Origin of the sequence: Pseudomonas brassicacearum, assembly GCF_003732175.1 — a bacterium.
Taxonomy (GTDB): Bacteria; Pseudomonadota; Gammaproteobacteria; order Pseudomonadales; family Pseudomonadaceae; genus Aquipseudomonas; species Aquipseudomonas brassicacearum_G.
The window spans coordinates 1-23,942 of record NZ_MOBI01000020.1; the positions used below are offsets into that span (position 1 = coordinate 1).

22 protein-coding genes and 1 pseudogene are annotated in these 23,942 nt (G+C 59.4%); 12 read left to right on the plus strand and 11 right to left on the minus strand.

The annotated features are described in order from the left end of the window. Positions 1-241: 241 nt before the first annotated feature. Together BK658_RS30340 and BK658_RS17685 are read left to right on the plus strand one after the other, a co-directional pair. Positions 242-653 (plus strand): annotated as a pseudogene (locus BK658_RS30340) (site-specific integrase); the annotation flags it as partial. Positions 654-673: 20 nt separating this feature from the next. Next, positions 674-2,263: an ABC-F family ATPase gene (locus BK658_RS17685; protein ID WP_024265040.1), complete on the plus strand. Its 1,590-nt coding sequence runs from the start codon at positions 674-676 to the stop codon at positions 2,261-2,263. Positions 2,264-2,334: 71 nt separating this feature from the next. On the opposite strand, the gene pssA is transcribed toward BK658_RS17685, so the two are convergent. After that, positions 2,335-3,678: a CDP-diacylglycerol--serine O-phosphatidyltransferase gene (gene pssA, locus BK658_RS17690; RefSeq protein WP_123583401.1), complete on the minus strand. Its 1,344-nt coding sequence runs from the start codon at positions 3,676-3,678 to the stop codon at positions 2,335-2,337. A 169-nt stretch (positions 3,679-3,847) separates the two neighbouring features. Here pssA and BK658_RS17695 point away from each other — a divergent pair, with 169 nt between their 5' ends. The 3 genes from BK658_RS17695 to BK658_RS17705 all read left to right on the plus strand — a co-directional run bounded on the left by BK658_RS17695 (position 3,848) and on the right by BK658_RS17705 (position 5,859). Next, on the plus strand, positions 3,848-4,411 hold the full coding sequence (locus BK658_RS17695; protein ID WP_123583402.1) for a TetR/AcrR family transcriptional regulator: 564 nt from the start codon (positions 3,848-3,850) through the stop codon (positions 4,409-4,411). Positions 4,412-4,467: 56 nt separating this feature from the next. Next, the gene (locus BK658_RS17700) at positions 4,468-4,947 is read left to right on the plus strand and encodes a nuclear transport factor 2 family protein (protein ID WP_123583403.1); all 480 of its coding nucleotides are present in this window, start codon (positions 4,468-4,470) and stop codon (positions 4,945-4,947) included. A gap of 132 nt (positions 4,948-5,079) precedes the next feature. After that, entirely contained in the window at positions 5,080-5,859 is a 780-nt protein-coding gene (locus tag BK658_RS17705) for a TSUP family transporter (protein ID WP_123583404.1), read from the plus strand. Here the strand turns inward: BK658_RS17705 and nudC are convergent. Further along, positions 5,827-6,657: an NAD(+) diphosphatase gene (gene nudC, locus BK658_RS17710; RefSeq protein ID WP_123583405.1), complete on the minus strand. Its 831-nt coding sequence runs from the start codon at positions 6,655-6,657 to the stop codon at positions 5,827-5,829. The genes BK658_RS17705 and nudC overlap by 33 nt on opposite strands. 6 nt (positions 6,658-6,663) lie before the next feature. Continuing rightward, complete coding sequence (locus tag BK658_RS17715) at positions 6,664-7,476, minus strand: crotonase/enoyl-CoA hydratase family protein (RefSeq protein ID WP_123583406.1); 813 nt, start codon at positions 7,474-7,476, stop codon at positions 6,664-6,666. Between the two features lie 219 nt (positions 7,477-7,695). On the opposite strand from BK658_RS17715, the gene BK658_RS17720 reads away from it, so the two are divergent. Both BK658_RS17720 and BK658_RS17725 read left to right on the plus strand, forming a co-directional pair. Continuing rightward, positions 7,696-8,130, plus strand: a complete 435-nt coding sequence (locus BK658_RS17720) for a YeeE/YedE family protein (protein ID WP_123583407.1) — start codon at positions 7,696-7,698, stop codon at positions 8,128-8,130. 2 nt (positions 8,131-8,132) lie between these two features. After that, on the plus strand, positions 8,133-8,546 hold the full coding sequence (locus tag BK658_RS17725; RefSeq protein WP_123583408.1) for a DUF6691 family protein: 414 nt from the start codon (positions 8,133-8,135) through the stop codon (positions 8,544-8,546). Between the two features lie 82 nt (positions 8,547-8,628). Here the strand turns inward: BK658_RS17725 and BK658_RS17730 are convergent, their stop codons facing one another. Both BK658_RS17730 and BK658_RS17740 read right to left on the minus strand, forming a co-directional pair. Then, entirely contained in the window at positions 8,629-9,912 is a 1,284-nt protein-coding gene (locus tag BK658_RS17730; protein WP_123583409.1) for a Zn-dependent hydrolase, read from the minus strand. 140 nt (positions 9,913-10,052) lie between these two features. Further along, entirely contained in the window at positions 10,053-11,540 is a 1,488-nt protein-coding gene (locus tag BK658_RS17740; RefSeq protein ID WP_123583411.1) for an NCS1 family nucleobase:cation symporter-1, read from the minus strand. A 622-nt stretch (positions 11,541-12,162) separates the two neighbouring features. Between BK658_RS17740 and hydA the strand changes: the two genes are divergently transcribed. From hydA to preA, 3 genes are all read left to right on the plus strand, one after another. Beyond that, a complete protein-coding gene (gene hydA / locus BK658_RS17745) occupies positions 12,163-13,602 on the plus strand; it encodes a dihydropyrimidinase (RefSeq protein ID WP_123583412.1) in 1,440 nt (479 codons plus the stop codon). A gap of 188 nt (positions 13,603-13,790) precedes the next feature. Continuing rightward, on the plus strand, positions 13,791-15,158 hold the full coding sequence (locus BK658_RS17750) for an NAD(P)-dependent oxidoreductase (RefSeq protein WP_123583773.1): 1,368 nt from the start codon (positions 13,791-13,793) through the stop codon (positions 15,156-15,158). After that, on the plus strand, positions 15,159-16,433 hold the full coding sequence (gene preA / locus BK658_RS17755; RefSeq protein WP_123583413.1) for an NAD-dependent dihydropyrimidine dehydrogenase subunit PreA: 1,275 nt from the start codon (positions 15,159-15,161) through the stop codon (positions 16,431-16,433). It begins immediately after the preceding gene. Positions 16,434-16,558: 125 nt separating this feature from the next. On the opposite strand, the gene BK658_RS17760 is transcribed toward preA, so the two are convergent. After that, on the minus strand, positions 16,559-17,179 hold the full coding sequence (locus BK658_RS17760; protein ID WP_019690107.1) for a TetR/AcrR family transcriptional regulator: 621 nt from the start codon (positions 17,177-17,179) through the stop codon (positions 16,559-16,561). 126 nt (positions 17,180-17,305) lie between these two features. Between BK658_RS17760 and copC the strand changes: the two genes are divergently transcribed. Both copC and copD read left to right on the plus strand, forming a co-directional pair. Next, positions 17,306-17,671: a copper homeostasis periplasmic binding protein CopC gene (gene copC, locus BK658_RS17765; protein WP_123583414.1), complete on the plus strand. Its 366-nt coding sequence runs from the start codon at positions 17,306-17,308 to the stop codon at positions 17,669-17,671. 3 nt (positions 17,672-17,674) lie between these two features. After that, entirely contained in the window at positions 17,675-18,553 is an 879-nt protein-coding gene (copD, locus tag BK658_RS17770; protein ID WP_123583415.1) for a copper homeostasis membrane protein CopD, read from the plus strand. A gap of 30 nt (positions 18,554-18,583) precedes the next feature. Here copD and BK658_RS17775 read toward each other — a convergent pair whose 3' ends face one another. From BK658_RS17775 to BK658_RS17795, 5 genes are all read right to left on the minus strand, one after another. Next, on the minus strand, positions 18,584-19,735 hold the full coding sequence (locus BK658_RS17775) for an HlyD family secretion protein (RefSeq protein ID WP_123583416.1): 1,152 nt from the start codon (positions 19,733-19,735) through the stop codon (positions 18,584-18,586). Further along, entirely contained in the window at positions 19,732-21,399 is a 1,668-nt protein-coding gene (locus BK658_RS17780; protein WP_123583417.1) for an MFS transporter, read from the minus strand. The genes BK658_RS17775 and BK658_RS17780 overlap by 4 nt, the downstream gene beginning before the upstream one ends. Positions 21,400-21,482: 83 nt before the next feature. Beyond that, positions 21,483-22,283 (minus strand): sulfite exporter TauE/SafE family protein, encoded by an 801-nt coding sequence (locus tag BK658_RS17785; protein WP_123583418.1) that lies wholly within the window; start codon positions 22,281-22,283, stop codon positions 21,483-21,485. A gap of 9 nt (positions 22,284-22,292) precedes the next feature. Then, positions 22,293-23,537, minus strand: coding sequence for an NAD(P)/FAD-dependent oxidoreductase (locus tag BK658_RS17790; RefSeq protein WP_123583419.1), 1,245 nt, complete (start codon positions 23,535-23,537; stop codon positions 22,293-22,295). Positions 23,538-23,575: 38 nt separating this feature from the next. Further along, entirely contained in the window at positions 23,576-23,911 is a 336-nt protein-coding gene (locus tag BK658_RS17795) for an ArsR/SmtB family transcription factor (RefSeq protein ID WP_123424882.1), read from the minus strand. Positions 23,912-23,942: the final 31 nt, after the last annotated feature.

The window sequence follows — 23,942 nt, forward strand, 5'->3', positions numbered from 1 at the left end:
ATCCCTTATCGTAAGGGGGAAACGGTGTCCTGTCTTTCATGGGGCTCGTTCACGGACAAACAGACACTAGCTCACCCACCCCACTGTCCTCACTCCCTTCATCAGATACCCATCACTCACCTGCTAACCTACCGATGATCGGAGCGCGATGATTCGTCATGTCCGATTTTCAAACCGGAACCACGCTCACCGCACGCCATTTGATTACGACCATGAGCCTGCGCCGGATCATCGACGATATCGTTTCGTTCTGCTCAATGAGCGAGCGCTACACACCCTCGACTTCGCGCAAAAAATAGGCGGATCGCCGGCTAAAAGATGCTGGAGCACTGAAAGAGCTGACTTATGTCTTTGCGCCGTCCACGATGCGCGAGCACATCGAGCGGACCTCATACCTGCACCATCAGCGGCGCCCTACCCTGGAAAAGCTGGGTATCCGCGCCCGCCCGCCATATAACTGTCGTCATACGTATGCGACAATATGCATAATGTCTGGCATGAACCCCGCATTCATATCACAGCAGCTCGGCCATAACGTGCAGATGTTGCTGTCGACCTATGCCCGCTGGATAAACTCAAGCTCCGATTGGAGCGAGCTGGAAAAACTGAAAATTGGTATCAAATCGTTATCAGCAGAACCCAGCCTCAGCTAAGTTATTGATAGGTAAGCTCTTTGATCTCCACAGCAAATATCACGATGCAGTTCGGCGCCAAGCCGTTGTTCGAGAACGTTTCGGTCAAATTTGGTGCGGGTAACCGCTATGGCCTGATCGGCGCCAACGGTTGCGGCAAGTCGACCTTCATGAAAATCCTCGGTGGCGACCTCGATCCGTCCGGCGGCCAGGTCATGCTCGAGCCGAACGTACGTCTGGGTAAGTTGCGCCAGGACCAGTTCGCCTACGAAGAATTCACCGTTATCGACACCGTGATCATGGGTCACGAAGAGCTGTGGAAGGTCAAGGCCGAGCGCGACCGCATCTACTCGCTGCCGGAAATGACCGAAGAAGACGGCATGGCCGTCGCCGAGCTGGAAACCGAATTCGCCGAAATGGACGGTTACACCGCCGAATCGCGCGCCGGTGAACTACTGCTGGGCCTGGGTATCGGCATCGAGCAACATTTCGGCCCGATGAGCGAAGTTTCGCCCGGCTGGAAACTCCGCGTTCTGCTGGCTCAGGCACTGTTCTCCGATCCGGAAGTGCTGCTGCTCGACGAACCAACCAACCACCTGGACATCAACACCATCCGCTGGCTGGAAAACATTCTGACCCAGCGCAGCAGCCTGATGATCATCATCTCCCACGATAGACACTTCCTGAACAGTGTCTGCACCCACATGGCTGACCTGGACTACGGCGAGCTGCGCCTGTTCCCGGGCAACTATGACGAGTACATGACCGTGGCGACCCAGTCCCGCGAGCAGCTGCTCTCGGACAACGCCAAGAAGAAAGCGCAAATCTCGGAACTGCAATCGTTCGTCAGCCGCTTCTCGGCCAACGCCTCGAAAGCCAAGCAGGCTACTTCCCGCGCCAAGCAGATCGACAAGATCCAGCTGGCCGAGGTCAAGCCTTCGAGCCGCGTCAGCCCGTTCATCCGTTTCGAACAGAACAAGAAGCTCCATCGTCAGGCGGTCATCGTCGAGCGCATGGCCAAGGGCTTCGACGGCAAGACCCTGTTCAAGGACTTCAGCTTCAACGTTGAAGCGGGCGAACGCGTGGCGATTATCGGCCCGAACGGTATCGGTAAAACCACCCTGCTGCGTACCCTGGTCAATGAATTGAGCCCGGATGCCGGTAGCGTGAAATGGACCGACGCCGCAGAAATCGGCTACTACGCACAGGACCACGCTTCGGATTTCGAAGATGAATCCAACCTGTTCGACTGGATGGGTCGCTGGACTCAAGGTGGCGAGCAACTGGTCCGTGGCACCTTGGGCCGGATGCTGTTCTCCAACGACGAGATCCTCAAGTCGGTCAAGGTCATCTCCGGTGGTGAGCAAGGTCGCATGCTGTTCGGCAAGCTGATCCTGCAAAAGCCAAACGTGCTGGTGATGGACGAACCGACCAACCACTTGGACATGGAATCCATCGAAGCGCTGAACCTGGCGCTGGAAAACTACCCGGGCACGCTGATCTTCGTCAGCCACGACCGCGAGTTCGTATCGTCGCTGGCCACTCGAATCATCGAGCTGAGCCCAAGCGGCGTGATCGACTTCAGCGGCACCTACGATGACTACCTGCGTAGCCAGGGCGTAGTGTTCTAAGCAGCCTTAAGCTTCAAGCTGCTAGCGTCAAAGAAAGCCCCGTCCATGTGACGGGGCTTTTGTGTTTTTGGCTACAGGATGCGATAGAGCAAGCGTTCGATCCGTACCCGGCTGACCCGACGCAGAAACTTGCTCACTGCCGGCGGGTATTCGAGCAAGGTTTCCAGCTGCTGATAGCGCTCAATGCGGCGAGTGTTGCGGAAAATCTCCGCCAGCTCACTGCGACGGGGTTCCTGCAACTCACCTTCCGGGTCGTCGATCAGCAAAGCGTTTTCCAGGTCCAGGCGGAATGCTCGCGGGTTGAGGTTGTTGCCGGTCAACAAGGTGTAGCGTTCGTCGACCCACATGCCTTTGAGGTGATAGGTATTGTCACCGTCGCGCCACAGATGCAGGTTCAACTGACCGCTGTCGATCGCCCGCTGATGGCGCTTGGCGAAGCGTCGCAGGCTGATTTCATAGAGATACGGTAACGCAGCAATGACCTTGAACGGCTCGCTCGGCGGAATGTAGAAGTCGTTGGCAGTCTTGTCGCCGACAATGATGTCGATCTTCACCCCGCGTGCCAGCGCCCGGTTGATTTCACGGGTCACCGGCAACGGCAGGTTGAAATACGGTGTGCAGATGGTCAGCTGATGCTGGGCGCAGGCAATCAACTCACAGATCACCCGGCTCAACGGGTTGTTTTTACCGACCCCGAGCAGCGGGCTGACTGACAGACTACCCTTGTCCAGCGTACCCGCCGTGGTGTCGTACACCGCGTGCTTGAGGCGGCTGCGCAGGTCGCCGATGTCGCTGCGCAGACTGCGGGTAGTCGGCAGGTTTGGCGTGTCGAGACGGTGCACGGCTTTGGAGGCAATCAACCCGTGCTGCACCAGGTGTTGCATGGAATCGGCCAGCGCCCGGTTGTGCAGCACGTGATAACGGTCGTAACGGTATTTGTCGAATTTGTGCAGATAGACGTTATTCAGACTGGCGCCGCTGTAAATCACGCAGTCATCGATCACGAAGCCTTTAAGGTGCAACACACCGAACAGTTCGCGGGTTTGCACCGGCACGCCGTACACCGGCACTTCGCTGGCGTGTTCGCGAGTCTGCTGCTGATACCACGCCGAGTTGCCCGGCTGCTTGCCGGCACCGATCAAACCGCGCTGCGCCCGTAGCCAGTCAACCACCACCACCACGTCCAGCTCAGGGCGCGCAGCTTTGGCAGCGTGCAAGGCATCGAGGATTTCCTGTCCCGCTTCGTCGTGTTGCAGGTAAAGCGCGACGATGTAGATGCGCTGGGTCGCCTGAGCAATTTTCTCCAGCAGGCAACGACGGAACTCGGCAGCACCAGAAAGGATGGAGACCGCATCGGCGGTCAACGGAAAACTGCGCAGCTTGGGCAGTAGAGAGCGTTTGAAAAGCGACGGCATAGGGCTCGCAAAGGGTCGAATCCGAAGAGTTCACGAGCTTACACCATGCGTTCGCTCGGGTCTTCACAGCCTTCGGCATTTATTCCCGGTAGACACTGCCAAAGGCGTGTGAAATTTTAACCACGAAAAATATTTGACCATGAAGAACGATCGTTCTACTCTTCACAGCATGAGCAAAATCACTAGCAACGACACACGCGACATCATTCTGGATGTCACCGAAAAGTTGATCTACAAAAGTGGCATTGCGGCCACGGGCATGGATCTTCTGGTGAAAACCGCCGGTGTCTCCAGAAAAAGTATTTACCGCTACTTTGCCAACAAGGAGGAACTGACTGTCGCGGCCTTGCAGCGGCGCGACGTACGCTGGATGAGCTGGTTCAAAACCGAAGTGAACAAGGCCCCGACCCCGGCCGGGCGGCCGCTCAACCTGTTCACCGTGCTCAAGGACTGGTTTGCCAGCGAAGGCTTTCGCGGCTGTGCCTTTATCAACACCAGCGGCGAAACCGGCGATCCGCAAGACCCGGTGCGACGGGTCGCGAAGGAACACAAACAGAAACTGCTCGACTACGTGCGCGAGCTCTGTACCGAACAGGGCGTACACGACCCGGAAGCGCTGGCCAAACAGCTGCTGATCCTGATCGATGGCGCAATTACCGTTGCACTTGTCATGGGCGATCACAGTGCCGCTGATAATGCGCAATGCATGGCGCGAAAGTTATTGGATCTGTAACTGTTCAAGCAATATCAATGGGCTGTTTTGACACTCACTTTCCCTGGAGACTTTAAATGTCATCTAATGCCGAAGTTCGTCCGCCACTTCCGCCGTTCACGCGTGAGTCGGCCATTGAAAAGATTCGCCTGGCCGAAGACGGCTGGAACTCCCGCGATCCACAACGGGTATCCCTGGCCTACACCCTGGACACCAAATGGCGTAACCGCGCCGAGTTCGCCAACAACCGCGAGGAAGCCAAGGCTTTTCTGACCCGCAAATGGGCCAAGGAACTGGATTATCGGCTGATCAAGGAACTCTGGGCCTTCACCGGTAAGCGTATCGCCGTGCGTTACGCCTATGAATGGCATGACGATTCGGGCAACTGGTATCGCTCGTATGGCAATGAAAACTGGGAGTTCGATGAGCATGGGTTGATGTCCAACCGTCACGCCTGCATCAATGACCTGCCGATCAAGGAAAGCGAGCGCAAGTTCCACTGGCCGCTGGGCCGGCGCCCGGATGAGCATCCGGGCCTGTCTGACCTGGGCTTGTAACCCAGCGATTGATCGCTCTCATCCTCTGCGCAGGAACCATCATGTCGGGTATTAGGGCGGTCGCAGGGGGCGGCGGTTATAGGTAAGATGGCGCCCCGCCTTGCCCTCTGCCCCGCCGAATAAGTCGACCTCATGCCTTTCGAACTCAGCGTAGACCTCACCACTCTGGCCATTTTGGCCATCGTCGCGTTCATTGCCGGTTTCATCGATGCGATTGCCGGCGGCGGCGGTCTGCTGACCACCCCGGCGCTGCTCACTGCCGGTTTGCCGCCGCACCTGGTGCTGGGCACCAACAAACTCAGCTCGACCTTCGGCTCGGCCACCGCCAGTTTCACCTTCTACCGACGCAAGCTATTCCACCCGCGGCAATGGGTACACGCGATTATCGGAACCCTGGTCGGCGCACTGACCGGCGCAATCATTGCGCACTACCTGCCGGCTGAATGGTTGAACAAGATGCTCCCGGTGATCGTCTTCGCCTGCGGTGTGTATCTGCTGTTTGGCGGCACGCCGAAAGCACCGCTGGACAGCGACGCCCCAATCAAGAAGAAGTGGCAGTCGAGCCAGGGTTTCAGTCTCGGGTTCTACGATGGCGTGGCCGGTCCCGGCACTGGCGCGTTCTGGACCGTCAGCAGTCTGCTGCTCTACCCCATTGATCTGGTCAAGGCCAGCGGCGTGGCGCGCAGCATGAACTTCGTCAGCAATATCGCGGCGCTGTCGGTGTTCATCTTTTCCGGGCAAGTGGACTGGATCATCGGCCTGAGCATGGGCCTGTCGGTGATGGTCGGCGCGTTCTTTGGCGCCCGCACCGCCATCAGCGGTGGGGCGAAGTTCATTCGCCCGGTATTCATCACCGTGGTACTGGGCTTGACCGTGCGTCTAGCCTGGCAGCACTGGTTCAGCATGGCCTAAGCGTCGCGCCACATAAATGTCGATCAGGTAGCGGGCAATCGAGCGCCCCGCCGGCAATGGCGGCAGCGCATGAATGTTGAACCACTGGGCGTCTTCGATCTCGTCAGCTTGCGGCACGATCTCGCCACTGGCGTATTCGGCATGAAACCCAAGCATCATCGAATGCGGGAACGGCCAGCACTGGCTGCCCAGGTACTGGATGTTCCTGACCTCGATCTGCACCTCTTCACGCACTTCACGAATCAGGCAATCCTCGGCCGACTCGCCGGGCTCGGCAAAGCCCGCCAGGGTGCTGTAGACCCCCGGAACAAAGCGTGGCGAGCGCGCCAGCAGGATTTCGTCGCCACGGGTGATCAACACGATCATGCTCGGTGAAATCCGCGGATAAAAACGCAAATCACAGGGTTCGCAATACATCGCCCGCTCACGCGACACCTGCGTCATGCGCTGACCACAGTTGCCGCAAAACCGGTGCTCCCGCGCCCAGGTGCCGACTTGCGCGGCATAACCCAACACTTTGTAAACGGTGTGATCGCCATCCAGCATGAACGCCCGCAGGCCTTTCCAGTTACAGCCCGGCACCTCGCTGTGAGCCTTGAGCTCCAGCAAATACACCGGCTCACCGTCGAGATAACCGATGCCGTGCTCGGCGAGAATCGACAGGTCCTGACGTTTCAGCCACTCCCGCGGAAACAGCGCGCCATTATCGTCGAACAAAAAACCTTCAGGGCTGCGGGCCACGGCCCAGCCGCCGGGTAAATCGGTATCGAGTACTGCAGTGGTCCAGCGTGAAGTCATGTGTGCTCAGTCCAGAAATTCGGGTTTCTGCTTGCTCATCGACGCCGCCATGGCGACCCGCAGGTCTGTGGATTGCAGCATCGCGGCGTTCCAGGTGGCGATGTATTCCAGGCCATCGTTGATGCTGTGATCGCGCATGTAGCTGATCATCTCTTTGGTCCCGGCGATCGCAATCGGCGATTTGGCAGCAATTTCACGGGCAATGCCCATCACCCCGTCCAGCAAGCTGGCCGTGTCCGGGTAGACCCGGTTGACCAAGCCGATGCTGCGCGCTTCTTCCGCGCCAAAGGTGCGACCAGTGTATGCCAGTTCGCGCAGCATGCCGTCACCGATGATCCGCGGCAAGCGTTGCAAAGTGCCAACATCGGCGGCCATGCCCATGTCGATTTCCTTGATCGAGAATTGCGCGTCTTCGGCCGCATAGCGCATGTCACAGGCAGAAATCAGATCGATGGCACCGCCCAGGCAATAGCCCTGAATCGCCGCCAATACCGGTTTACGGCAGTTATCGACAGCGTTGAAGGAAGCTTGCAACGCGAGGATCTTACGCCGCAACAGGCGCGCATTGCGACCCGCATCCTTACCCATTTCATTGGCCACCGAAGCCAGCATCATCAGGTCGATGCCCGAAGAGAAATGCTTGCCGGCACCGCTGATCACCACGGCACGGACTTCATCGGTGTCGTCAATCCACTGGAAAATTTGGATGATTTCAGTCCAGAACACCGCATTCATCGCGTTGATCTTTTCCGGGCGATTAATCTGCACATGGGCGATGTTGTCGCTCAGTTCGACGCGAAAGGCTTGGTATTCGGACATGGCAGTGATCCTTGCTGGCGCAGTAAATAAGGCCTGAACTATAACAAGCCATCGCGTGTGGCTGTAGGCAGTGCATCGGCCAAAAGCGGGACTGAACGTCCACCAACCTTGCATGCGTCTACATCCGGTTGGTTACCTCCCTTGGTCCTCACAAGCGGACCTATGCTCAAGGTAAAAAGAGTGGTTTAGTGCCGCCCGTTATCCACCCGGAGAGTTGTCATGACGTTCGATTCGCTTCACTTCACCCCATGGTCTGCGCTGGCTGGCGGCGCACTGATCGGTCTTGCCGCCGGTTTGTGGGTGGTCACCAGCGGTCGTGTCGCAGGCATCAGCGGGTTGTTGGGCAGCCTGCTGGCGCCCAGAGACTCGGCCTCGGGAGAAAAAGCCCTGTTCCTCCTGGGGTTGCTGGCGGCACCTGTGCTGTGGATGCTGTTCGCGGGACAGCCAGGCATCGAGTTCAAGACCGGCACCCTGGGCCTGATTGTGGCCGGGCTGCTGGTAGGTATCGGCACCCGCTATGGCGCAGGTTGCACCAGTGGTCATGGCGTGTGTGGCATTTCACGGCTTTCTCCGCGTTCGATCATCGCCACGCTGTGCTTCATGTTCACCGGCTTTACGACGGTGTTCGTCTTGCGTCATCTGCTGGGAAATTGAACATGCGCAAACTGACTGCGTTTATTGCCGGCTTGCTATTCGGCATCGGCCTGTTACTGGCCGGTATGGCCAACCCAGCCAAAGTGCTGGGCTTCCTGGACATTGCCGGGCTTTGGTACCCGTCCCTGGCTTTGGTCATGATCGGCGCTATTGCAGTGGCATGGATACCGTTTCACTGGGCCATGAAACAGAAAAAATCCCTGCTGGGCTTACCCATGCAACTGCCGGCAAACCGTGAAGTGGATCGACGCCTGATCGGTGGCAGCCTGCTGTTCGGCGTCGGCTGGGGCATTGCCGGCATGTGCCCGGGCCCGGCACTGGTGCTGCTGCCCACGGGGCACTGGCAAGCCTGGGTGTTTGTGATTGCCATGCTGGCGGGCATGCTCATTTTCAATGTCCTGCAGACCCGTCGTTGAACACATCAAACGCCTAGGTCAGGGCTTCCGGACCTGAGGGTGTGACGTGCACTGCTGTAGTCCAACAGTGCACGTCGGTCTTTCAGGTCGCCAGTTCAGCGCCCGCAATCGCCGCCGAAGCCGCCAGCATCGCCCGCAGCAACACTGCACAACCGGCCGCCAGGTCATCCGGTGTGGCGTTTTCGATTTCGTTGTGGCTGATGCCACCCTCGCAGGGCACGAAGATCATCCCGGCCGGCCCCAGTTCCGCAAGGAAGATCGCGTCATGCCCTGCTCCGCTGACGATGTCCATGTGTGACAGCCCAAGACCTTGCGCCGCGCCGCGCACTGCCTCGACGCAGCCCTTGTCGAAATACAATGGCGGGAAATCGGCAGTTGGAGTCAGTTCATAAGTCAGGCCGTGCTCATCGCAGGTGCTGTCGATCACCTGCCGGACCTCGGCGATCATCGAGTCCAGCCGCGCCGGTTCAAGATGACGGAAATCCAGGGTCATGCGCACTTCGCCGGGGATGACGTTACGCGAGCCTGGATAGGCTTGCAGACAACCGACGGTGCCACAGGCATGCGGCTGGTGACCGAGGGCAGTACGGTTCACAGCGGCGACGATTGCGGCGGCGCCGACCAATGCATCCTTGCGCAAATGCATCGGCGTTGGTCCGGCGTGAGCCTCGACGCCGCGCAGTTTCAGGTCGAACCACTTCTGTCCCAACGCGCCCATCACCACGCCAATGGTCTTACGCTCGTCTTCCAGAATCGGGCCTTGCTCGATGTGCGCTTCAAAGTAGGCACCGACTGCGTGCCCACTGACCTTGCGCGGACCAGCATAGCCGATGGCATTCAGCGCCTCACCCACGGTTACGCCGCTGGCGTCGGTCTTGGCCAGGGTTTCCTCGAGGGTGAATTTTTCGGCAAACACCCCGGAGCCCATCATGCATGGGGCGAAGCGCGAGCCTTCTTCGTTGGTCCAGACCACCACTTCCAGCGGCGCCTCGGTTTCCACGCCCAGATCGTTGAGGGTGCGCAGCACTTCGACCCCGGCCAACACGCCGAAACAGCCGTCGAACTTGCCGCCGGTAGGTTGGGTGTCGATGTGGCTGCCGGTCATCACCGGTGGCAGTTGCGGATTGCGCCCGGCGCGGCGGGCGAAGATGTTGCCGACGGCGTCGATGCTCACCGTGCAGCCCGCTTCCTCGCACCATTTGACGAAAATGTCGCGGGCCTGGCGGTCAAGGTCGGTCAGGGCCAGGCGACAGACGCCGCCCTTGACCGTGGCGCCGAGTTTGGCCAGCTCCATGAGTGACTGCCAGAGGCGGTCGCGATTGATGTGCTGATGGCTGGACTGCAGAACGTCCACGGCAGCGTTCATGGTGATCTCCTTCAGGCTGATTTTTATAGTTCCCATGCTCTGCGTGGGAATTCATCTCTGGACGCTCTGCGTCCGCTCTTGGGACGCAGAGCGTCCCCGGCTGCATTCCCACGCAGAGCATGGGAACGATCACCCTTTTCTTATATCGAGGTATCGGCCACAGCCGTGTCGCTGCTGCGCATCATGCACAACCCGTAATACATCAGCCCGCCAAGGGCCGAGCCGGTGAACCAGCCGTAGCTGTAGAACCAGCTGAAGGCATCGCTGCCCAGCGACAGCAAGGTCAACACCACCGGCACGCCGAAGGCGATGAAGCCGTTCCAGTTCCACGCCGGGTACACGTCATCGCGGTACAGGCCAGCCAGGTCCAGTTGTTGTTTCTTGATCAGGAAATAGTCCACCACCATGATCCCGGCAATCGGCCCGAGCAGGCTCGAATAACCGAGCAACCAGTTGGAATAGACCGTTTCCAGGCTGACATTGGAGACGATCAGCCCAAGCTTCTTCAGTAGTTCGTGGCCCATCAGCGCCAGCCCTACCAGACCGGTCAACATCACCGCTTTGGTGCGGTTGATGAGTTTGGGCGCAAGGTTCTGGAAGTCGTTGGTCGGTGAAACGATGTTGGCGGCCGTGTTGGTCGACAGCGTCGCAATAATGATCAGCGCCATGGCGAACGCCACCCACACCGGGCTCTGGATATGCCCGATCAGGCTGACCGGATCAGAGACGGTCACACCCACCAGTTTCGCCGACGCGGCAGTCATCACCACCCCGAGCGAAGCGAACAGGAACATGGTCAGCGGCAAACCGAAAATCTGTCCGAGGATCTGGTCTTTCTGGCTTTTGGCGTAGCGGCTGAAGTCCGGGATGTTCAGCGACAAGGTTGCCCAAAACCCGACCATCGCGGTCAGCCCGGCCAGGAAGTAACCGGTCACGCTGGCGCCTTCAGGACGTTTCGGTGGCTGGGCCAGCAACTCGGTCAGCGACACATTCGGCATGGCCCAGACCAGCAAGCCCAGCCCCACTGCCACCAACAACGGCGCAGAGAGCGTTTCCAGCCATTTGATCGACTCGGCACCGCGCAGCACCACCCACAGGTTCAGCGTCCAGAACATCATGAAGCCGATCACTTCGCCGGTGCCACCGAGAGATTTCCAGCCCTCGAAAACCGAGCCGAGAAACAAGTGAATCGCCAGCCCGCCAAACATCGTCTGGATACCGAACCAGCCGCAGGCCACCAACGCGCGGATCAGGCACGGCACGTTGGAACCGATCACCCCGAACGAAGAACGCAGCAACACCGGAAACGGAATCCCGTATTTGGTGCCCGCAAAGGCGTTGAGTGTCAGTGGAATTAGCACAATGACGTTGGCCAGCAGAATCGCCAGCAACGCCTCGCCAACGCTCAGGCCGAAGTACGCGGTCAGCACCCCGCCGAGGGTGTAGGTCGGTACGCACACCGACATGCCGATCCACAACGCGGTGATGTGCCATTTGTTCCAGGTTCGTTCGTGCACCTTGGTCGGCGCAATGTCGTGGTTGTACCGGGGACTGTCGAGGACGTCGCTGCCGGCGTCCAGTTCGTACAACCCTTCGCGCTCGGTGACTTGCGATCTGTTCTGTTGCATGGCCGCTCCACTGTTTTTTTGATTATTTTGCTCATCGGGCTGGCCTGCGGATAAACCACGAGCCGGACGATGGCCGGAGAACTGACGACTTTTACCGACCGGCCAAGGTGTCAACGGCGGCAATCAATAAGCATGCCGGAGGCTTTGCTGACGACCTGAGCGCATCGGTAAATTCCATGTAAACAACTGATATTCATCAACTTTATTCAAAAAACAATCAAGCCTGCGAAGACTTACCTGGGCACTCAGGCAAAATGCCAGGCAAGTTGTCCGAACCGTCAGGACTCAATCTGGTGCGCTACATTTATTTTGTATTTTTTCTGTCAGCCACAGGCGCACCTCAAATAGCTGATTTCACATAGGAAATCTTGACCATATTTCGATCCTGTCAAGTGCGTCAAAATGGTGAGAGACCTCACCATTTTGGTGATTTGTACTTTTAATCGTTTAATTTCAATAAGTTAATATCTATATAAGCTTATAAAAAATATTCTTGCCCAATCCGATATCTCCAGCTAGCGTTTATTCCTGACAGCGCTGACAGGAATACAACTCCCTTAGCCTGCTACATATAAAACACTTAGAACCGGCATAAGCCAGTCAAGCCTGCGAGGAACTCGGAATGTCTCTGTTGATCCGTGGCGCCACCGTTATTACCCATGATGAAAGTTATCGCGCCGATGTCTTGTGCGCCGACGGCGTGATCAAAGCCATCGGCAACAACCTCGATACTCCCGCAGGCTGCGAAGTGCTCGACGGCAGCGGCCAATACCTGATGCCCGGCGGCATCGACCCGCACACGCACATGCAACTGCCCTTCATGGGCACCGTGGCCAGCGAAGACTTTTTCAGCGGCACGGCGGCAGGTCTTGCCGGTGGCACCACCTCGATCATCGACTTCGTGATTCCCAACCCGCAGCAATCGCTGCTGGAAGCTTTCCATCAGTGGCGCGGCTGGGCTGAAAAATCAGCCTCCGACTATGGCTTTCACGTCGCCATCACCTGGTGGAGCGAACAGGTTCGCGAAGAAATGGCCGAACTGGTCAGCCACCATGGGGTCAACAGCTTCAAGCATTTCATGGCCTACAAGAACGCGATCATGGCGGCCGACGACACGCTGGTCGCCAGTTTCGAGCGCTGTCTGGAGCTCGGTGCCGTGCCGACCGTGCATGCGGAAAACGGCGAGTTGGTCTATCACCTGCAACGCAAGTTGATGGCCCAAGGCATCACCGGGCCTGAAGCGCATCCGCTGTCGCGACCGTCCCAGGTTGAAGGTGAAGCCGCGAGCCGGGCGATCCGTATCGCTGAAACCCTCGGCACGCCGCTGTATCTGGTCCACGTCTCGACCAAGGAGGCGCTGGATGAAATCACCTACGCCCGCAGCAAGGGCCAACCGGTCTATGGCGAAGTACTGGCCGGGCATTTACTGCTGGATGACAGCGTCTACCAGCACCCGGACTGGCAAACCGCCGCCGGTTACGTGATGAGCCCGCCCTTCCGTCCTCGTGGCCACCAGGAAGCGCTTTGGCATGGCCTGCAATCGGGCAACCTGCACACCACCGCCACCGATCACTGCTGCTTCTGTGCCGAACAGAAAGCCGCTGGCCGTGACGACTTCAGCAAAATCCCCAACGGCACGGCCGGCATCGAAGATCGCATGGCGGTGCTGTGGGATGAAGGGGTCAACACCGGGCGCCTATCGATGCAGGATTTCGTTGCACTGACCTCTACCAACACGGCAAAAATCTTCAACCTCTACCCGCGCAAAGGCTCGATCCGAGTCGGCGCCGATGCCGACCTGGTGCTGTGGGACCCGCAAGGTACGCGGACCATTTCAGCCAAGACCCATCACCAAAACGTCGACTTCAACATCTTTGAAGGCAAGACCGTGCGCGGCGTGCCCAGCCACACCATCAGCCAGGGTCGACTGGTCTGGGTCGACGGCGACCTGCGCGCCGAACGCGGTGCCGGGCGCTACATCGAACGCCCGGCATACCCTGCAGTGTTTGACCTGTTGAGCAAGCGCGCTGAGTTGCACAAGCCAATTGCCGTGAAACGCTGAAAGCGGCCTTCTGATCGTTCCCACGCTCTGCGTGGGAATGCAGCCCGTGACGCTCTGCGTCACAAGCGCGGGACGCGGAGCGTCCCCAGAGGCGTTACCACGCGGAGCGTGGGAACGATCACCGACAGGCAATACAAAAAACAATGCCCATCAGAGGCAGTACCTCAAATAACCGTGAGGCCAACACCGTGATCAAGACTCTGAACCACTTGCCCCATCCCGCCGAGGATGCGGCCACCCTCGCCGGCCATTTCACCGATCTGGCGCCGCCGCTCAACGAGCGTCAAGCGCATCTGGAAGCCTCGCGCTGCCTGTATTGCTATGACGCACCCTGCGTCAACGCGTGCCCGAGCGAGATCGATATCCCATCGTTCATTCGCAACATCCATCAAGTGAACGTCCAGGGCGCGGCGCAAACAATCCTCTCGGCGAACATCCTGGGGGGCAGTTGCGCCCGGGTCTGTCCGACAGAAATCCTTTGCCAGCACGCCTGCGTGCGCAACAACACCGAGGAATGCGCGCCAGTACTGATCGGCTTGTTGCAGCGCTACGCCATCGACAACGCGCACTTCAGCGAGCACCCGTTCAAACGCGCGGCGGCCACCGGCAAACGGATTGCCGTGGTCGGTGCCGGGCCTGCCGGTTTGTCCTGCGCACACCGCAGCGCCATGCATGGCCACGAGGTGGTGATTTTCGAGGCACGGGAAAAGGCCGGCGGCCTCAACGAATACGGGATCGCCAAATACAAACTGGTGGATGACTTTGCCCAGCATGAGCTGGATTTCCTGCTGGAAATCGGTGGCATCGAAATCCGCCACGGGCAAAAACTCGGCGAGAACCTGAGCCTCAGCGAACTGCATCAGCAGTTCGACGCGGTATTCCTCGGTCTTGGCCTGGCCGCCAGCAAACAGCTGGGGCTGGCCGACGAAGACGCCCCAGGGCTGCTGGCCGCTACCGATTACATTCGCGAACTGCGCCAGGCCGATGACCTGAGCCAATTGCCGCTGGCCGATCATTGCATTGTCCTCGGCGCCGGTAACACGGCAATCGACATGGCCGTGCAAATGGCCCGCCTCGGTGCGCACGACGTGAATCTGGTGTACCGCCGTGGCCTTGAGGACATGGGCGCAACCGGTCATGAGCAAGACATCGCCAAGGCCAATCAGGTACGGCTGATGACCTGGGCACAACCGCAGGAGGTCTTGCTCGACGATAAAGGCCAGGTGCGCGGCATGCGTTTCGCCCGTACACGTATGGAAAATGGCCGGCTGATCAGCACCGGGGAAACCTTCGAGCTGGTCGCCGATGCGATCTTCAAAGCCATCGGCCAACGATTCGACGACAGCGCGCTGAGCGATCCGCTGGCCCGCGAGCTGAAACGCCAGGGCGAGCGGATTCAGGTAGATGAGCAGATGCGCACCAGCATCCCCGGCGTCTATGCCGGTGGGGATTGCACCAGCCTCGATCAGGACCTCACCGTGCAGGCCGTGCAGCACGGCAAACTCGCGGCGCAAGCAATCCATGCCCAACTCATGCTCAACGTGGAGGCTGCGTAAATGGCCGATCTCTCGATTGTCTTCGCCGGCATCAAAGCTCCTAACCCGTTCTGGCTGGCCTCCGCGCCGCCCACCGACAAGGCTTACAACGTGGTCCGTGCATTCGAGGCCGGCTGGGGCGGCGTGGTCTGGAAAACCCTGGGTGAAGACCCGGCGGCGGTCAACGTCTCGTCGCGTTACTCCGCGCATTTTGGTGCCAACCGTGAAGTCATGGGCATCAACAACATCGAACTGATTACCGATCGCTCGCTGGAAATCAATCTGCGAGAAATCACCCAGGTCAAAAAAGACTGGCCGGATCGCGCCTTGATCGTTTCGCTGATGGTGCCTTGCGTCGAAGAATCCTGGAAAAACATCCTGCCGTTGGTAGAAGCCACGGGCGCCGATGGCATCGAACTGAACTTCGGCTGCCCTCACGGCATGCCAGAACGTGGCATGGGCGCAGCGGTGGGCCAAGTGCCGGAATACGTCGAGCAAGTCACTCGCTGGTGCAAGACCTATTGCTCGCTGCCGGTGATCGTCAAACTCACGCCGAACATCACCGACATCCGTGTCGCCGCACGAGCGGCTTACCGTGGCGGCGCCGATGCGGTATCGCTGATCAACACCATCAACTCGATCACCAGCATCGACCTGGATCGCATGGTTGCGCATCCGATGGTTGGCAGCAAAAGCACCCACGGCGGTTACTGCGGTTCAGCGGTCAAACCGATTGCGTTGAACATGGTCGCCGAAATCGCTCGCGACCCGCAGACCCAGGGCCTGCCAATTTGTGGCATCGGCGGCATTGGCAGTTGGCGTGACGCAGCTGAATTCATGGCCCTGGGCAGTGGCGCGGTGCAGGTGTGCACGGCGGCGATGCTGCATGGCTTTCGGATCGTCGAGGAAATGAAGGACGGATTATCCCGCTGGATGGACAGCCAAGGCTACTCAAGCGTGCAGGATTTTTCCGGGCGTGCAGTGGGCAATACCACGGACTGGAAATACCTGGACATCAACTATCAGGTGATCGCCAAGATCGACCAGCAGGCCTGCATTGGTTGCGGCCGCTGCCACATCGCCTGCGAAGACACTTCGCACCAGGCCATCGCCAGCCTGAAACAGCCGGATGGCACCCATAAGTACGAAGTGATCGACGACGAATGCGTGGGCTGCAACCTGTGCCAGATCACCTGCCCGGTGCAGGATTGCATCGAAATGGTGCCGGCCGATAACGGGAAACCGTTTCTGGACTGGGACCATGATCCCCGCAACCCCTACCATGTCGCCGGTTGAGATCCGCGTCGCCTGATCGGACGCCATCGCGAGCAAGCTCGCTCCCACATTGGATCTCCAGCGTAAACCAGATCCCTGTGGGAGCGAGCTTGCTCGCGATTAGGCCATCAGCCGTGCAACAAATCTCACGGTTCCAACCCGATCCCCCGCAGAATCACGCTGGTCACGGTCTGCACCGCACGCTCGAACTGCATGTCCGACAGCGCTTGGTGGTCGTTGAGGATGTTAATCTGGTGATCGAAGTCGGCGTAATGCTGGGTCGAGGCCCAGATCATGTACAGCAGGCTTGAAGGCTCCACCGGCAGGATGCGTTTGTCCTCCACCCATTGGCGAATTTTCGCTTCCTTCATCTTGGCCCAGTCGTACAGGCTGACGTCCAGCGCCTCACCCAATGTCGGCGCACCGTGGATGATTTCATTGGCCCAGACTTTCGAACCATAAGGCCGGCTGCGGGAATGGTTCATCTTGGCGCGGATGTAACTGCTGAGCACCACCCGAGGGTCATCGAACATTTCGAAGCACAACGCGTCCTGCTTCCAGACTTCCAGCAAATCGAACAGCACCGCGCTGTACAGCTCAGCCTTGGTGCTGAAGTAGTAATGCAGATTGGAGCGCGGCAGTTGCACTTCTTTAGCGATGTCGGCCATCGCGGTACTGCCAAAACCTTTCTCGGCGAAGACCTTCTCGGCGGCCAGCAGGATTTTCTCGACGTTACTGCGGCGGATCTCGATTTTGTGATTGCCCATAAGGGCTCCCTGACAAGCTGCATGGGTCAAGACTAGCATTCGCCACCTGCGAAACGAAACGTCGTACAGGGTGCGAGGCATAGGTAAACTGTCGCATCTTCCAATCTGCCTGATAGGTGCTGACCCATGTTGCTGAAAAAAGCCCTGACTGTGACTGCCCTCCTCGGCTCGCTGTTCGCCGCCTCCTCGGTGTTTGCTCACGCTCACCTGAAAAGCTCGACGCCGGCCGCCGACAGCAGCGTTACCGCACCTGCCGAATTGCGTCTGGTGTTCTCCGAAGGCGTTGAAGCCAGTTTCACCAAAGTCGATATCAGCAAGGATGGCATGGCCGTTGCGGTGAAAAGCATCGCCACCGAAAGCGCCGATAAAAAGACCCTGGTCGTCACACCCGCCGCACCTCTGAGCGCCGGTAACTACAAGGTCGAATGGCATGCAGTGTCAGTCGACACCCATAAAAGCGCTGGCAACTACAGCTTCAAGGTGAGTCAGTAATCGATGTCGAGCGCGCTGGTCCTGTGCCGCTTCCTGCATTTCATCGTCGTGCTGATGCTGTTTGGGGCCTGTCTGTTCAGGCCCCTGCTGTTGCGCCATGAACCGCTGACCCAAGCACTTGCAACACTCGATCAACGCCTCGCCGGGCTGAGTCGGCTGCTCGCCGGGTTCGCCTTGCTCACCGGAATTTGCTGGCTGCTGTTGATCACCGCCAGCATGGCCGGCTCGCTGTCGGCGGCGTTTGATTGGCCAACCGTGCAACTGGTGATGAGCAACACCTTCTTCGGACAAGTCTGGCGCTGGCATCTGCTGTTCAACGGGATGCTGGTGGTCTGCCTGCTGAGCCCGCTGAACAACTCGTTTGCGCTGCGTATGCTCCTGAGCAGTCTGCTGCTGATGACCCTCGCCCCGGTCGGCCATGGCGCTATGCTCGATGGCCTGAGTGGCCAGTTGCTGATCCTCAATCAAGTGATTCACCTGATCTGCGTCGGTGCCTGGCTGGGTGGGCTAATGCTGCTGATGATGATTCTGCGGCGACCGACGACCCACGCTGTCGGGCCGATACTGCAACGCTTCAGCGGGGTCGGTTATGGGCTGGTGGCGGGTTTGCTGGTGACCGGCCTGATCAACGTCCGGGTGTTGACCGGGGCCTTCTGGCCAACACCGCTGCTGTCCGGGTTCGCGCTGATTCTGTTGATCAAGGTGCTGTTGGTCAGCGCAATGCTTGGCCTGGCGCTGTTCAATCGCTTGAAAATCAAACACTGCGAGCAACGCCTCTCGGCACTGCGCACCAGCGTGATGCTGGAGTGGTTGTTGGGGGTAGCGGCCGTCGCGGCGGTTTCCCTGCTCGGAACATTGCCACCGATGGTGGCCGGTAACTGATCGTTCCCGCATGGGAACGATCAGTGGCACCTACAGATTGTCGGCGACAGCATCGCCTTGCCCGGACGTATCGATACTCACCACCACCGACATGCCGGGCCGCAGGCGTTCGCTCTGCGCCTGGTTCGCGTCGACGGTGATGCGCACCGGCACGCGCTGGGCGATTTTGACAAAGTTGCCGGTGGCGTTGTCAGCTTGCAACAGGCTGAACTCGGAACCGGTAGCCGGTGAAATGCGCTGCACCCGACCGTGAAATTTCTGGTGGTTCAGTGCGTCGACGGTGAAGGTAACCGGCTGGCCGATGTGGATGTTGTTCATCTGGGTTTCTTTCATGTTGGCGATCACCCACAACTGACTCGGCACCAGTGCCATCAACTGCGCGCCGGAGTTGACGTAGGCGCCAAGGCGCACGCCAATCTGCCCGAGCTGGCCGTCCTGCGGGGCGACCACGCGGGTGTTGGACAGATCGATCCGTGCCAGCTCAACCGCCGCTTCGGCGCTGGCCACCGCGGCCTCCAGCGAACCGCGGTTGACGATCACCGTTTGCAGGTCCTGCCGGGCGATTTCCAGACTCGCCTGGGCCTGAGCCACCGCAGCGATAGTTTGTGCGTTGGCCGCACGGGTCACGTCCAGCTCGCGCTTTGATACCGAGCCGTCGCTGATCAACGCTTCGTTACGCCGCAAGTCCGCCGCGCTTTTTTGCGCCTGGGCCTGGCTGTCGGTCAGCGCCGCCTGGCGTAATTTGATGGTCGCCTCGGCGCTGTTGCGTTGCTGCACCGCATTGGCCAGCGCGGCTTTCTGCACCGCCAGTTGCGCCAGCGATTGATCCAGACGTTGCTTGTAGATCCGGTCATCCAGCCGCACCAGCAGGTCGCCGGTCTTGACGAACTGGAAGTCCTGCACTGGCACTTCAAACACGTAACCGCTGAGTTGCGGACCGATGATCGTCACCTGGCCACGAACCAGCGCATTTTCAGTGCTTTCAATGGCGCTACCGAACGGTGGCAATTGCCAGGCATACAGCACGATCAGCACCCCGACGATGGCAATCGCAGCAAAACCCAGGGACGAAATGATCCGCACCGGCAACGAACGCGGCTCGGTACCAGAAGTTTTCGGCGGTGCCACGCCCTCGGGAGTCGAGGCGATGGCGTTGGTGGTTGTGGTGATCGGGTCGGTCATGAAGAAGAGGCACCGCTGGAGGGAACGGAAGTCGGACTGGCCGGCGCGGGAGCGACAGCCTTGGTCGTGCTCAGCAGCCACAGGCTGCGAATGAAGATCCAGAGCATGGTCAGCATCGCGATCACCGCGATCAGCATGAACACGTCGTTGTAGGCCATGACATTCGCCTCCTGGGTCGCAGCCGCTGCCAGGCTACGAATGCCCTGGGTGGTGCGGGCCGACGGGTCGGCGATGCTCGACACATAACTCGCACTGCTGCCTTGCACACGATTGAGCACTTGTGGGTCTATCAAGGTCAGGCGCTCGACGATATGGCTGGAATGGAATTTTTCCCGGGCGATCTGGAACGTCCCCAACAGCGCCGCGCCAATCAAGCCACCGAGGTTCTGGCAGATCCCGAACAGCACTGAAAAACTCACCAGATTGCGCGGATTGGTCAACACGTTGCGCGTGCCGAGAACCATCGTCGGCCCGAGGAAAAACGTCCCGCCAAAGGCCAGCAGAAACTGGCTGAGGTACATGTTCTCCGGACGTGTCAGGTTGGTCGAGAAACTGTCCATCACCGAACCGGTGGCCATCAGCGCCAGAGAAATGATCAACGGCATCAACAGGTGCGAGGGATTGATCGTCAGCGCGCTGGTGGCAAGGCCGGCGACGCTGCCCACTAGCATCACCACGTAAAGGCTGTGCATCTGCTGGCTGCCCAGGTTCAGGGTTTGCAGCAAACCCACGGCCCCGGTGGATTGCTCGGTGAGCACCAAACGGATAAGGATCACCGCCAATGCCAGGCGAATCATCACCCCGCTGCCCAACCAGCGAGTCATCAGCATCGGGTTACTGCGGTTATGTTCGATGGCCAGACCCGCCATGATCAACACGATCGAGCCAGCCGAGGCGACGCCGATCCACGGTGCTTCGAGCCACCAATCGATACGGCCCAACGACAACACCGCACAGAGTAGCGCCACCCCACCCGCCAACAGGGCGAAGGTCAGGAAATCGAGTTTTTCGAAAGTTTTGAAGCGGTCGCCCGGTGGCAACTTGAGCATGAACACCCAGCCCAATGAGGTCAGCGCCATGCCCAGTTCAAACAGATAGAGCCCGCGCCATTCAGCGATCTGCAACAGGTCCTCGGAAAACAGCCGGGCCAGTGGCAACGCCAGTTGCGAGGTACCCAGGCCCAGCACCAGCGCCTTCATGCGCCACTTCGCCGGGAAAGCCTGAACCATGTAATACAAACCCAACGAGCTCAGCGCCGCGCCGACCATGCCGTGGGCGGCGCGCACCGCAATCGCCGAACTCAGGTCGTTGACGAACAAATGGCCGAAGGTCACCAGTGCATACAGCACCAGGAACACTTCGGTGAACGCCCGCAGGCCGTACTGCTGCCGAAACTTCACCAGCAGCAGGTTCATCGAGACGTTGGTCATCACATAAGCCGCTGGCAGCCAAGCCATCTCGGCTGTTGTCGCCCCCAGCGCCCCTTGCAGGTAAGGAAGGTTGGCGACCACCAACGCATTGCCCAAACCACCGGTCAATGCCACCAGCAACCCGACCAACGCATAAGCCAGCCGCTTTGGCGTGGGGTGCAAAGGCGTCGAGGGGGAACCGGGCAAGCTTGGCCGTTCGTGGGGCTGCCAGTTGCGCGGGGCGTAGTGATCCATGGCGTGGCCTTGTCATCGGTATTGAAGGCAGTAAACCTGAGCCAGAGATTTCTTGCCAGTTCGCTGCACAGTAACCACCGTTTTCAGGCCTTGAGCAGCATGTAGCCGGCCACCATCAGGCACACACTGGCAAACCCCACTTGAAGTATCCGGGCCGGAACCCGGGCGCACAGTCGCCGCCCCACGACCATCCCGGCGATGCTGGCAGCGATAAAAGCCGCGCCCTGGGCATCGATGGTCACCCCGGCATGAAAGGCGCCGATCACGCCGGTTGCCGAGATCAAACTGATCACCATCAAAGAGGTGGCGATGATGCCCCGCATCTGTACGTCAGTCAGTTGCTTGAATGCCGGCACGATCAGGAAACCGCCACCGACCCCGAGCAATCCTGAAACCACGCCAGTCACCGCCCCCAACGCAGCCAGGGTTGCGGTGCATTTGGCGGTCCAGGAAAAGCGCCCGGTCTGTTGATCGAGCATGCAGTTCTTCTGGCCCCAGTTGGCGTGGCCGTGATCGCTCGGCCCCGGTTGCGGTTTTTCTCGCCGCAGCATCCGCCAGGCGACCATGATCATCAGCAGACTGAACAGGATCATCAGGACTTTTTCCGGCAACTGATGGGCGAAGTAGATGCCCACCGGCGAAAACACCGCTCCCAGCAATGCTATCAACAACGCCGCACGGTAGCGCACCAACCCATGGCGCAAGCCGTCAATGGCACCGACCGCCGCTGCACTGCCCACCGCAAACAACGCCACCGGCGCCGCCTGGGTCATGCTCCAGCCCAGCCCGAGCACCAGGGCCGGGACTGCAAGAATGCCCCCGCCGGCCCCGGTCAACCCCAGGATCAGGCCCATCACCACACCAAACAATGTCGCCAGCAGCATAGGGTTTTCTCAATCGACCTTGGACACACGAGTCAGCCACTCGCGCCCCTTGAGCATGCCGTTCCAGTAAAACCACGGCAGCAGCGTCGCTTTGAGAAACCATGCCGAACGCCGCGCCACGGTCGGTTCGAGGGGAAATGTCGGCAGCAGCTTACCGGCATAACCGAACTCGGCGAGTATCACCTTGCCCTTCTCCACCGTCAGCGGGCAGGAGCCGTAACCGTCGTATTTCAGTGGCAAGGGTTGCTGTTTGCGCAAGGCCAGCAAGTTCTCCGCGACCACGACGATTTGCTTGCGCACTGCAGCGGCGGTCTTGGCGTTGCTGGTGGAGCAGACATCGCCGAGGGCGAACACGTCCGGATAACGCACATGCTGCAAACTGTGGACGTCCACTTCGCACCAGCCTGCGGCATCGGCAAGCAAACTCTGACGGATGAAGTCCGGCGACACCTGCGGTGGCACCACGTGCAGCAGATCGAATTTTTTCGCTTGCAGTGTGACCGCTCCGGCGGCGTCCCTGACCTCGAACCAGGCGGTTTGCGCCGGCCCGTCAACCTTCACCAGGTTGGAGTTGAATGCCAGCCGCGCACGGTATTTCTCGATGTACTTCATCAGCGGCGCAACGAAGGTCGCCACGCCGAACAACGCGGCGCCGGCCAGGTTGAACTCGACGTCGACATGCTTCAGCACACCGTGTCGGAGCCAGTGATCACACGACAGGTACAACGCCTTTTGCGGCGCCCCGGCGCATTTGATCGGGATCGCCGGCTGGGTAAAGATCGCCTTGCCACCGCGCAATCCCTTGACCAGTTGCCAGGTATAAGCCGCATGCCGGTAGCTGTAGTTGGACGTGACACCGTGCTGCCCGAGGGCTTCCTGCAGGCCTTCGATTTTCTCCCAGGCCAATCGTAGGCCGGGACACACAATAAGGTTTTGATAGGAGACATTGCGCCCGTCATCAAGCGTCAGCAAACGGCTCTCGGAGTCGACATTGCTGACCGCAGCCTGCACCCATTGGGCCTGACGCGGCATCACCGCAGACATTGGCCGCACGGTGTTCTTGAGCTCATGAGCGCCGCCGCCAACCAACGTCCAGGCCGGCTGGTAATAGTGCTGGGCGCAGGGTTCGATGACGGTGATGTTCAAACTCGGATCGCGCTTGAGCAGGCTGGCGGCGAAGCCGATACCGGCGGTACCGCCGCCTATCACCACGATGTCGGCACTGATGGTCTGGCCCCAGTGTTGATCCTTCATAAGTTATTGCCTCTACAAGGGGCGTTGCCCGAAAAGGCTCACGCCCAGCTTTTTATCACCGCGCCGCAATACAGGCCCGAGAGTGTTTTCATCACCTGAATCACTTCGTGACTGGCCAAACCATAGAAAATGTACTTGCCTTCACGCCGGGTACTCACCAAGCCTTCATCGCGCAAAATGCCCAACTGCTGGGACAACGTCGGCTGACGCACGCCGGTCATGGTTTCCAATTCGCCGACGTTACGCTCGCCCTGGGTTAACTGGCAGAGGATCAGCAGACGGTCCTCATTGGCCAATGCCTTGAGCAGCGCGCAGGCCTTGGAGGCCGAGGCACGCAATTGCGCCACTTCACCTTCGCTTAGACTGGATTGCATTTGCAGATAACCTTAGTCGTCACTTAAGCTG